Source organism: Limnochorda sp. (assembly GCF_047459355.1).
GTDB lineage: Bacteria > Bacillota > Limnochordia > Limnochordales > Limnochordaceae > Limnochorda.
On the sequence record NZ_VSCV01000039.1, the window covers coordinates 1 to 10,792 of the forward strand.

General features: G+C 68.4%; 10 protein-coding genes. 5 read left to right on the forward strand and 5 right to left on the reverse strand.

What is annotated here, in order from left to right:
- A partial coding sequence (locus FWJ67_RS09930; protein WP_414482765.1) for a LysM peptidoglycan-binding domain-containing protein occupies window positions 1–479 on the forward strand: 479 nt, incomplete at its 5' end.
- 109 nt (window positions 480–588) lie between these two features.
- Here the strand turns inward: FWJ67_RS09930 and FWJ67_RS09935 are convergent.
- The 5 genes from FWJ67_RS09935 to FWJ67_RS09955 all read right to left on the reverse strand — a co-directional run bounded on the left by FWJ67_RS09935 (window position 589) and on the right by FWJ67_RS09955 (window position 5,414).
- Window positions 589–1,356, reverse strand: a complete 768-nt coding sequence (locus FWJ67_RS09935) for an ABC transporter ATP-binding protein (RefSeq protein ID WP_304173969.1) — start codon at window positions 1,354–1,356, stop codon at window positions 589–591.
- Window positions 1,353–2,093 (reverse strand): ABC transporter ATP-binding protein, encoded by a 741-nt coding sequence (locus FWJ67_RS09940; RefSeq protein WP_369686581.1) that lies wholly within the window; start codon window positions 2,091–2,093, stop codon window positions 1,353–1,355. The genes FWJ67_RS09935 and FWJ67_RS09940 overlap by 4 nt, the downstream gene beginning before the upstream one ends.
- Before the next feature lie 121 nt (window positions 2,094–2,214).
- A complete protein-coding gene (locus FWJ67_RS09945; protein WP_414482766.1) occupies window positions 2,215–3,279 on the reverse strand; it encodes a branched-chain amino acid ABC transporter permease in 1,065 nt (354 codons plus the stop codon).
- Between the two features lies 1 nt (window position 3,280).
- Complete coding sequence (locus tag FWJ67_RS09950) at window positions 3,281–4,174, reverse strand: branched-chain amino acid ABC transporter permease (protein WP_304173963.1); 894 nt, start codon at window positions 4,172–4,174, stop codon at window positions 3,281–3,283.
- Window positions 4,175–4,268: 94 nt separating this feature from the next.
- Entirely contained in the window at window positions 4,269–5,414 is a 1,146-nt protein-coding gene (locus FWJ67_RS09955; protein ID WP_414481863.1) for an ABC transporter substrate-binding protein, read from the reverse strand.
- A 436-nt stretch (window positions 5,415–5,850) separates the two neighbouring features.
- Between FWJ67_RS09955 and FWJ67_RS09960 the strand changes: the two genes are divergently transcribed.
- From FWJ67_RS09960 to FWJ67_RS09975, 4 genes are all read left to right on the forward strand, one after another.
- A complete protein-coding gene (locus FWJ67_RS09960; protein ID WP_414482767.1) occupies window positions 5,851–6,636 on the forward strand; it encodes a DeoR/GlpR family DNA-binding transcription regulator in 786 nt (261 codons plus the stop codon).
- Window positions 6,633–8,063: a four-carbon acid sugar kinase family protein gene (locus tag FWJ67_RS09965; protein WP_414481862.1), complete on the forward strand. Its 1,431-nt coding sequence runs from the start codon at window positions 6,633–6,635 to the stop codon at window positions 8,061–8,063. The genes FWJ67_RS09960 and FWJ67_RS09965 overlap by 4 nt, the downstream gene beginning before the upstream one ends.
- Window positions 8,064–8,099: 36 nt before the next feature.
- Window positions 8,100–9,131: a 4-hydroxythreonine-4-phosphate dehydrogenase PdxA gene (pdxA, locus tag FWJ67_RS09970; RefSeq protein WP_304173954.1), complete on the forward strand. Its 1,032-nt coding sequence runs from the start codon at window positions 8,100–8,102 to the stop codon at window positions 9,129–9,131.
- Window positions 9,132–9,310: 179 nt separating this feature from the next.
- Complete coding sequence (locus tag FWJ67_RS09975; protein WP_414481861.1) at window positions 9,311–10,669, forward strand: GntP family permease; 1,359 nt, start codon at window positions 9,311–9,313, stop codon at window positions 10,667–10,669.
- Window positions 10,670–10,792 lie beyond the last annotated feature (123 nt).

Here is a 10,792-nt window from a genome sequence, read left to right on the forward strand (position 1 = left end):
GGCAGGGGGATACCTTCTTCCGCCTGGCCCAGCGGTTCGGCGTCACCGTCGACCAATTGATCGCCGCCAACCCAGGGGTGGATCCCGATCGCCTCCAGATCGGCCAACAGATCTGCATCCCCGGCGTGGCTCCCCCGGGCTGCGAGGGCGGGTTCCTGTACACCATCCGCGCCGGCGATACCTTCTTCTCCCTGGCCCAGCGCTTTGGTGTGACCGTCGATGAGCTGATTGACGCCAATCCTGGGGTCGATCCCGACGCGCTGCGGATCGGGCAGGAGATCTGCATCCCCACCGAGCCGCCCGGACCCGAGTGCCCCGGGGGAACCCTCTACACCATCCGTTCCGGGGATACCCTCTTCAGCCTGGCCAACCGGTTCAACACCACCGTGGACGCCATCCTGGAGGCCAACCCCCTCATCACCGACCCCGACAACCTCCGGGTGGGCCAGATCATCTGCATCCCGGGTGCGAGCAGCTAGCTGGGATCTTGAGGCGAGATGGAAGGCCGCCGGGGGTGTGGGCCCAGAAGACCAAGACCCCGCGGGCGCCGGCGCCCGCGGGCACCTTGCCTGGAGGCCGGGGCTGGGGTCAGCCCTCTCCCAGGTAGGCGCGGCGGACCTGGGGATCCTCGGCCAGCTCGTGGGCGGGGCCTTCCAGCACCACCCGGCCCGTCTCAAGCACATAGGCGTACTGGGCCAGCTTCAAGGCGGCCCGGGCGTTCTGCTCCACCAGAAGGAGGGTGCACCCCTCTTGGTGGAGCTGGGCCAGGGCCCGGAAGACTTCCTGCCGGAGGGCGGGCGCGAGGCCGAGGGAGGGTTCGTCCAGGCAGAGGATCCTGGGGTTGCTCATGAGGGCCCGTCCCACCGCCAGCATCTGCTGCTCCCCGCCCGAAAGGGTCCCGCCGCTTTGGCGGCGCCGCTCGTACAGACGGGGGAAGAGCCGGTAGACCCGGTCCAAATCGGCCGCAATGCGGGCGGCGTCCGTGCGGTGGTACGCCCCCATCATCAGGTTCTCCGCGACGGTCAGATTGGGGAAGATGCGCCGGCCTTCGGGCGCCATGGCCACCCCCAGCTGGACAATGCGGTGGGGCTTGAGGCCCCCGATCTCCTGGCCCCGGAGCCGGATGGCGCCCGCACGGGGACGGACCAGCCCGGTGATGGCCCGGAGGGTGGTGGACTTGCCGGCGCCGTTGGCGCCGATCAGGGTGACGATCTGGCCCGGCGCGACCCGGAGGGAGACCCCTTTCAGGGCGTGGATCGCCCCGTAGGAGACGTGGACGTTCTCCAGCTCCAGCAGGGGCGCGCCCGTCTCGGAGGCCGGTTCAGCCAATGGTGCGGTGACGTGGCCGTTCCTCATGCCTCTTCGTCCTCCCCCAGATAGGCTTCGATCACCCGCGGGTGGGTGCGGATCGCTTCGGGACTTCCCTCCGCGATGGTGACGCCGTGGTCCAGCACGTGGATCCGCTCGCAGATACCCATGACCAGCTTCATGTCGTGTTCGATGAGGAGGATGGTGAGCCCGAAGCGCTCCCGGATGCGCCCGATGAAGGCCGTCAAATCCCGGGTCTCCTCGGGGTTCATGCCGGCGGCCGGCTCATCCAAGAGGAGCAAGCGGGGCCGGGTGGCCAGGGCCCGGGCGATCTCCAGGCGGCGCTGGAGACCGTAGGGGAGGCTGGAGGCTTCCGCGTCGGCGAAGCCCTCCAGGCCCACCTCCCGGAGGAGTTCCATGGCCTGCTGGCGCATCGCCTCCTCCTCCCGGGTGTAGGCCGGGAGCCGGAAGAGGGCGCTCCACAAGGAGGCTTGGAGCCGCACGTGATGGGCCACCAGCACGTTCTCCAGCACCGTCATCCCCTTGAAAAGGCGGATGTTCTGGAAGGTGCGGGCGATCCCCAGGGCGGTGATCCGGTTGGGGGCGAGCCCTGTGATCTCCTGGCCGGCAAACCAGATGCGGCCCCGGGTGGGCTTGTAGTGGCCGGTGATCATGTTGAAGACGGTGGTCTTGCCCGCGCCGTTGGGTCCGATCAGCCCCACCAGCTCGCCCTGGCGGAGGCTGAGGCTGACGTCGTTCACCGCCCGCAGCCCGCCGAAGGTCATGCTCACCCCTTCCAGCTTGAGAAGCGGCGGGGCAGGCGCCTCGGCGGAGGCCTGCAGCGGGCCAGGCCAGGGATCGGTGCTGGCCGCCACCGGGACGGCGGGCTCGGAGGAATGGCGCGGCTTAGAGGTGAGGTGCACGGCTCTGCCTCCTTCCTGGCAGCCGGCGGAGGAGCAGGTCCCACGAGAGCTCGCTGCGGCCGAAGAGGCCCCGCCGGTAGAAGATCATCAGGAAGACCAGAAGCAACGAGAAGACCACCATCCGCATGCCCGGGATCCCCGGCACCAGCCAGGGCCCGATCCGGGTGGGCGCCTCCAAGAAGCGGAGGCCTTCCTGGAGGAAGGCGAAGATGAGCGCGGTCACCGCCGAACCCGTCACGGAGCCCAACCCGCCGAGGACGATGATGATCAGCAGGTTGAAGGTCATGGTGAAGGTGAAAAGGGTGGGGGAGATGGTGGTGATCAAGGTGGCCAGCAAGGCCCCGGCGATGCCGCCCAAGAAGGCACTGAGGATGAAGGCCAGGAGCTTGGTCCGGAAGATGTTGATCCCCATCGCCTCCGCCGCCACCTCATCCTCCCGGATGGCCCGCATGGCCCGGCCGAAGCTGGAGGAGGCCAGGTTCCGGACCAAGAGGAGGGTGGCGACGGCCGCGCCCCCGGACCACCACAGGTTGGTGTACTCGGGGATGGCCTTGATCCCCAAAGAGCCGTTGGTCAGAGGGATTAGGTTGTTGGCCAAGACGAAGATGATCTCGCCGAAGCCGAAGGTGGCGATGGCCAGGTAATCGCCCCGGAGCCGCAGGGAAGGGTATCCCACCAGCAGGCCCCCCAGCGCGGCCACCAGCCCCGCGGCCAGCAAGGCCACGATGAAAAGGTGCCCCGGGAGGCTGAAAGCGTTGAAGGGCCAGACCAGAGGCTGAAGGAACCAAACCATCTGCTTCTGGGTGAGGGGCAGCATGAGGAGGGCGGCCGTGTACCCGCCCAGGGCCATGAAGGCGTTGGGCCCCAAAGAGAACTGGCCGGCGATCCCGTTGACCAGGTTGTACCCCACGGCCGCCACCACGTAGACGAAGGCGGTGTTGAGGATCCGCTGGTAGTAGGGGTTGAGGTTGCCCTCGGCCCACGCAATGAAGAGGGCGAAGAGCCCGAGGACGGCCAGGGTTAAGAACGTCTCAAGGCGACCACGCATCTCACACTTTCTCCTTCAAGGGCGCGCCCAGAATGCCCGTGGGACGTACCAGCAAGAACAGGATCAAGAGCGCAAAGATGACCGCGTCCCGGTAGCCGGAGTGCATGGGGAAGAAGGCGACGAAGAGGATCTCCACCATGCCGATGAGGAACCCCCCCAGGGTGGCGCCGGCAATGCTGCCGATCCCGCCGACAACGGCCGCGGTGAAGGCCTTCCAGCCCGGATAGACGCCCATCAGGGGCTGGATCTGGGGGTACTTGAAGGCCCACATGATGCCGCCCGCGGCGGCCAGGGCCGAGCCCACGGCGAAGGTATACGAGATGACCCGGTCCACGTCCACGCCCATGAGCCGGGTGGCCTCCATGTCGGTGGCCACCGCCCGCATGGCCATGCCCACCTTGGTCCGGTAAACCAAAAGGAGCAGGAGCGCCAGCAGGACCAGGGCCAGGACGGGCACCCAGAAGCTGACGCCCAAGACGTTGGCCCCGCTGATCTGGTAGACTTGGGTCATCACCGCCGGCCGGGGGAAGGCCTTGGGGCGGGCGCCCAGGGCGACAATCGCCCCGTTCTCCAAGAGAAAGGCGACGCCCACCGCGGTGATGAGGGCCGAAATGCGCGGCGCTTCCCGCACCGGACGGTAAGCGGCCCGGTCGATCAGCATGCCCACGCCGGCGGCCAGGAGCATGGCCCCTGCCAGGGCGAGGTACCAGGGGAGATGGAAGAGCGCTACCAGGTAAAAGAAGAGGTAGGCGCCCACCATGAAGACGTCCCCGTGGGCAAAGTTGATCAGCCGGAGGATGCCGTAGACCATGGTGTAGCCGATGGCGATCAGGGCGTAGAGGCTCCCGAGGGAGACCCCGTTGAAGAACTGCTGAACGAAGGTCTGAAAACTCATCTCCGACCCGCCTTCTGCACCGTTGGTCCCCGCCTGGAGGGTGGCCGGTGGCCGGGGAGGTTCCTCCCCGGCCACCAATCCCTGTTTCCTGGGTTTACTGGCTGGCCAGTGCCTGCAGTTCAGGCGGGTAGACGGTGGTCATGTACCGGAACTCGCCGCCCTCCACCCGCCGGATGACCACAGGCTTGATGGCGTCACCGTTTTCGATGATGACGGGCCCGGTCACCACCTCCAGGCCGTGGATCGCCTCCAGCTGGTCCCGGATGGCCGCCGGGTCGGGGCTGCCCGCCTGCTCGATGGCGTGGAGGACCATCAGGTAGGCGTCGGCCGCGAGACCTCCGAAGGAGTTGGGCTCCTTGTTGTAGAGACGCCGGTAGGTCTCAATGTACTGGCGCCCCAGGTCGGTCACGGCCGCCTCCTCGTGCCAGAAGGCGGTGTGCATCAGGCCCTCCACCGCCTCGCCGCCGATCTCGAGGAGCTCGGGGGCGTCCGCGCCGTCGCCCGAGAGAATGGGCTGGGTCAAGCCCAGCTCCCGGGCCTGCCGGGCGATGAGCGCGTTCTCGGTGTAGTAGTTGGGCACGTAGAGCAGGTCGGGGTTGGCGTTGGCCACCGCCGTCAACTGGGCGGTGAAGTCCTGGTCACCGGTCCGGACGTACGTGGTGACCACCACCTGACCGCCCAGGCGCTCGAAGGCTTGGGTGAAGTACTGGCCCAGGGCGACCGTGTAGTCCTGGGCGATGTCGGAGATGACCGCCACCCGCCGGGCGCCCAGGTTCTCGTAGGCGAACTGCGCGGCGATCTCTGCCTGGTAGTTGTCGGTGAAGCAGGCCCGGAAGACGTGGGTCCGCCCCTGGGTGACGAGGGGGTTGGTGGTGGAGGGACCGATGATGGGGATGCCGGCCTGCTCCGCGATGGGTCCGGCCGCCAGGGCGTTACCGCTGGTCATGGTGCCGATGATGGCCACCACACCTTGGTTAATGAGGCGGGTGGTCGCGTTGGCCGCCTCCACCCGGTCACTCTTGTTGTCGACCAGGATCACCTCGACAGGTCGACCCAGGACCGTGTCGTACCCCATGCTCCGAATGGTCTGGATCCCTTCCCAGCCCATCTGCCCGTAAGCGGCCGTGGCGCCCGTCATCTCAAAGTTGACGCCGATCCGAATGGGCTCCTGAGCGCCCACGGGGCTTGCCAACAGGCCCAGGACGGCGAAGAAGACGACGGCTCTCGCCCAACTGCGCACGAGGATCCCTCCTCGATGGATTGGTCATTGGACGATCGCCCTCCCGACGGGCCGCCGCTCCGGCCAGCGCCCAGAATGGGGCGGCCAACCCGCCTGAGGGCCAGATTCCCCCAAGAGCTATGAAAGGTGAGGTTCGTTCCGAAGAGACGATTTCCTTCCCAAGGAGAACGAAGGCGGGAGCAAAACGAGAGGGGTCGCTCGCAGAAGTACGATTGTGACGACAGTCACGGAGTGGTGCGGACGAAGCTCGTACCGCGATGGCCCGATTGGGTCCGGGCTGAAAGGCGACACCATTGGCAAGATCAGGAAGGACGAACGGAAGTGAACGGAGAATAACACATTCAAACACAAAACAAACGCAACCGCACGGACTTGCACGGTCCGGATGGGCACGGCATGACCCGTTCCCGCGGCGGGTTGGAGGGAGGCACGGCGAGTGCTGGCCGCGGAGCGGAGACATCGAGTGCTCCAGGAGGTACGCCACCGGGGCGAGGTCCAGGTGAAGGACCTGGCCCGGCAGCTGGGCGTCTCGGCCATGACCGTCCGGCGGGACTTGGCCTGGTTGGAGAAGGCGGGCCTGATTCGCCGGATCCACGGCGGCGCCGTGGACCCGCGCCTGATGGTGCAGGAAGTGCCCCTGCGGCGGAAGTCCAGCCAAAATCGGGAAGAGAAGCGGGCCGTGGGGCGCTTGGCCGCCACGCTGGTGCAAGCCGGGGAGACCCTCATCCTTGATGCGGGTTCGACGGTCTTGGAAGCGGCCCGGGCCCTGCGGGTGCGGCCCCTCAAGGTGGTCACCAACGACCTGGTCACCGCCATGGAGCTGGCCGACCGGCCCGATCTCAGCCTCTACGTGACCGGCGGACAGGTCCGGCCCCAGGTGTACAGCCTCCAGGGCGCCCCCGCCTCTGGGTTCTTGGAAGGGATCCGCGTTCACCTGACCTTTCTGGGGGCCGACGGGATCGATCCCGACCAGGGCATCTTCACCACCAATCTGGAGAAGGTGGCGGTGAAACGGGCCATGATCCAGGCGGCCCGGCGGACCTACGTTTTGGTCGACGCCACCAAGCTGGGCACCCGGGGGTTCGCCCGGGTCGCCGCCGTCCACGAGGTGACCGGAATCATCACCACCGACCGGGCTCCCGCCCGGGTGGTGGAGGCGCTCCGGGAGCTGGGCCTGGAGGTGCTCCTGGCCCCGATGGAAGAGGGGGGCGACAACCCATGACGGCAAGAGGGTTCAGCCTGGGCGTGGTGGCCGACGACCTGACGGGAGCCAACGCGACGGGGGTTGGCCTGGCTGCCTTGGGGATGGAGGTCTGGTCCGTGTTGGACCCGGGGGCGGTGTCCGAGTTGTCGGGTCCGGCCCAGGCCCTGATGGGGGTGACGGAGAGCCGGGCCATTCCGCCCGATGAGGCGGCCAGCCGGGTGCGTGCCGCCACCGAGGGGCTCTTGGCGGCGGGGGCGACCACCTTCGGCAAGCGGATCGACAGCACCCTCCGGGGCAACCTGGGGGCGGAGCTGGAGGCGATGCTGGCCGTCCTCGACGGTGCAGGCCATCCTCACCTGGCCCTGGTGGTGCCCGCGTACCCAGCCTCGGGCCGGGTCGTGGCCGGAGGCTATCTCCTGGTCCATGGGGTCCCCGTTCAGGAGACGGGCGCGGGCCGGGACCCGAGCGCTCCCGTGCGGAAGAGCCAGGCGGCCCAGGTGCTGGCCGAGCAGACCCGGCTGCCGATGGAGCTTGTGGAGCTGGACCGGGTCATGCAAGGCCCCGAAGCCGTCCGGCACGCCTTGCACGAGGCGACCCGCCGCGGGCGGCGGGTGGTGGTGGTGGACGCCACCACCGACGCTCACATCGAGACCATCGCCCGGGCGGCAGTCGCCTTGCCCCAGCCGGTGCTCAGCGTTGATCCCGGGCCCTTCACCACGGCCCTCGCCCGGGTCCGCCTGGAACAGGCAAGCCTCCTCCGGGAGCTGGCGGCCGAAGGGCCCGAGCCCGCGGCCACCCCAGCTCTCGGACCCTACCTGGCGGGGGCGGTGGGCAGTGTGACCGACCTCAGCCTCCGCCAGGTGGCCGCCGCGGCCAAAGCCGGCGTCATTGAACCCATCTCGGTCCCCCTGGCCGAGTGGGATTTGGCGGCGGTACCATCCGATGAGTCGCTGCCCGAGGCCGCGGCCCGGGTGCTGGAGGCGGCTCTCACCAGCCTCCGGGCCGGCCGGCGGCCGGTTCTGGTCACCCATGCCCCAGGCGCGCCGCTCCTCCCGCCCCATGCCGCCCGTTCGGTGGCCCGGGTGGTAGGCGCTTTGGTGGCCGCCCTGGCTCGGGCCGCGGCGGCGCAGGGCACGCCTTTGGGGGGGCTCTACTTGAGCGGCGGGGACATCACCGTGGCCACCTGTCGGGCTCTGGGGTCGGCCGCCTTGCGCTTGGAAGCCCAAGTGGAGCCCCTGGTGGCCCTGGCCCGTCTTGACGGGGGCCCCCACGCGGGGCTGGTTCTGGTCACCAAGGGCGGCCTGGTGGGGGATGATCAGGCCCTGGTCCGGGCGATGGAGGCTTTGGCCTGTCGGGTGGCCCAAGCTTCTCAAGGGTACGGGGCGCCCGCCTCCCCGTCCATGGGGGCAACGGGGAGCTTGGTGCCGCCTTTGGGGTGGGCATGAGTGGCGCCCGGTACGGTGCAGAAGGAGCGTGATGGTGTGACGGTTTCCGTGGAACGGCCGATCCTGGCCATCACCGTGGGTGATCCGGCTGGGATCGGCCCCGAGATCACTCTGGCGGCCCTTCAGGACGAGCGGGTTCCCCAGCGGTGCAGGCCCTTGGTCTTGGCCGAGCCAGCGGTCTTGGAGCGGGTCCGCCCGCTGGTGGCGCCCGAACTCGAGTTCCATGTCATTGCCGATCCCGCCGACGCCCGGTATGAGCGGGGGCGGGTGGACGTTCTGAGCGTGATGCCTGTCGATGGCGACCGGCTCCACCGGGAGGTGCCTTTTGGCCAGGTGAGCCGTCTGGCAGGCGAGCTGAGCTTCGCCTGGATCCGCCGGTCCATTGAGCTGGCCCAGGAGGGTGTGGTGGACGGGGTGGTGACGGGCCCCATCAACAAAGAGGCGATCCAGGCGGCCGGGGTCCCCTTCATCGGCCACACCGAGATGTTTCAAGAACTGACAGGCTCGGCCACCAGCCTGACCATGTTCCAGACCGGTTCGGTCAAGATCTTCTTCCTGACCCGCCACGTGCCGCTCCGGGTGGCGTGCGAGATGGTGAAGAAGGACCTCATTCTCAAGACCCTCCGGGAAGTGGCCCATTACCTGACCATCCTGGGCCATCCCGACCCGGAGATCGCAGTGGCCGCCCTCAACCCCCACGCTGGGGATGGGGGACTCCTGGGCACCGAGGAGCAGGAAGAGATCCTGCCGGCCATCGAGGCGGCTCAGGCCGAGGGGATTCGGGCCGTCGGCCCCGTGCCCGCCGATTCGGTCTTTGTTCAGGCGGCCCGGGGGCGGTATGATGCGGTTCTCTCCCTCTACCACGATCAAGGCCACATCGCTTCCAAGGTCTTGGACTTCGAGGGGACCATCAGCATCACCCTGGGCTTGCCCTTCATCCGCAGCTCGGTGGACCATGGCACCGCCTTCGACATCGCGGGCCAGGGCCGGGCGCAGCATGAAAGCATGGTGAAGGCCATTCTGGCCGCCGCCGAGTACGCCCCCCGCATCCGGGCGGCCCGGCGGTAGGCCTGGAGAAGGATCGCGCCCGGAGGCGGCCATGCTTGACCGCTTCCGGGACGATCCCAGACAAGACAGCAGAAACGCTTTGGCTCCCGGGGGAGGGACAGAGGCCCATCACGCCCTGGCCAGGCACCCATCCAAACGGCTGGCTGCCATTCCACCAAACGAAGGGAGGATGTTGTTGGATGGAAGCCGCATCCGGGTTCCAGCTGATCCTCGCCCTGGTTGTGGGCATTGCCCTGCTGGTCTGGCTGATCCTCAAGACGAAGGTTCATGTCTTCCTCGCCCTCATCCTCAGCGCAGCCATCACGGGGCTGATCGCCGGGCTGGACGCTGGTCAGATCGCCGGCACCATCTCCAGCGGTTTCGGCAACACCCTCGGGAACATCGGGGCGGTCATCGGCTTGGGCGTGATGATGGGGAAGCTCCTGGAGGTCTCGGGGGCGGCGGAGCGGATGGCCCTCTCTTTCCTCAACCTCTTCGGACGGGGACGGGAAGAGTGGGCCCTCGCCTCCACCGGGTACGTGGTCTCCATCCCCATTTTCTGTGACTCGGGCTTCGTGATCCTCTCGCCCCTGGCCAAAGCCTTGGCGCGCCAGACGGGCCGTTCCGTGGTCACCCTGGGCGTGGCCTTAGCTGCCGGTCTGGTGGTGACCCACCACGCGGTGCCGCCCACCCCCGGCCCCTTGGCGGTGGCGGGCCTCTTCGGCGTCGACCTGGGTCTTATGATCCTGTACGGGTTGCTCTTCGCCATCCCGCCTCTGATCCTCATGGTGCTCTACGCCCAGCGTCTCGGCCGACGGCTGGAACCCGATGATCGGGTGGTGGCCGGGCAGGTGGTGGAGGAGGCCCCCAGTGAGGCGGCCGCGGCCCGTGATGAGGCCAGCCTCCCCTCGGCGACGGCGGCCTTCGCCCCCATCATCGTCCCGCTGGTCCTCATCTTCGCCAATACCTTGACCACCGCGCTGAGCGCCGAGGGCTGGTGGGTTGGCTACGTCAAGCTCCTGGGGAGCCCGGTGGTTGCCGTGGCCATCGGCCTGCTGCTTGCCATCTACGGCCTCTCCCGGGAGGCGTCCCGGGATCAGGTCATCCAGTGGATGGAGCAGGGCATCGCGTCGGCCGGCACCATCATCCTGGTGACGGGCGGCGGCGGGGCCCTGGGAGCCGTGCTCCAAGCCAGCGGCATCGGCGACTACTTGGCGGGCACCATCGCCGCCTCGGCCCTCCCGGCGGTGCTCTTGCCCTTCATCGTGGCCACCATCGTCCGCATCGCGCAAGGGAGCGGGACCGTGGCCATGATCACCGCCGCCTCGGTGACGGCACCGATGCTGGCCGGGACGGGGACCAACATGGTGCTCGCCGCGGTGGCGGCCACCCAGGGGGCCATGGTGCTCTCGTACTTCAACGACTCCTACTTCTGGGTGGTCAACCGGCTCCTCGGCATCACCGACGTGAAGAAGCAGCTCCAGACCTGGTCGGTGCCCACCACCCTGGGCTGGGCCACGGCGTTGGTGGTGCTCCTGGTGGCCAGCCTCTTCCTGTGAGGGGGCTCGGGGGAACGACCTCCTGGGGGAGGAACGGCCGCGTGGGGCGGGACCTCGGGTCCCGCCCTACCTTCTTTGCCCCCCGGCTCCGGAACGAGAGGGTGCCGGCCCATCCCGGCCCGC

Excerpts from the sequence above, each read along its gene's own strand:
- FWJ67_RS09965 (WP_414481862.1), top strand. The coding sequence starts at position 6,633 with ATGACGGCAAGAGGGTTCAGCCTGGGCGTGGTGGCCGACGACCTGACG.
- FWJ67_RS09945 (WP_414482766.1), bottom strand. The coding sequence starts at position 3,279 with ATGCGTGGTCGCCTTGAGACGTTCTTAACCCTGGCCGTCCTCGGGCTC.
- FWJ67_RS09940 (WP_369686581.1), bottom strand. The coding sequence starts at position 2,093 with ATGACCTTCGGCGGGCTGCGGGCGGTGAACGACGTCAGCCTCAGCCTC.
- FWJ67_RS09935 (WP_304173969.1), bottom strand. The coding sequence starts at position 1,356 with ATGAGGAACGGCCACGTCACCGCACCATTGGCTGAACCGGCCTCCGAG.
- FWJ67_RS09950 (WP_304173963.1), bottom strand. The coding sequence starts at position 4,174 with ATGAGTTTTCAGACCTTCGTTCAGCAGTTCTTCAACGGGGTCTCCCTC.
- FWJ67_RS09975 (WP_414481861.1), top strand. The coding sequence starts at position 9,311 with ATGGAAGCCGCATCCGGGTTCCAGCTGATCCTCGCCCTGGTTGTGGGC.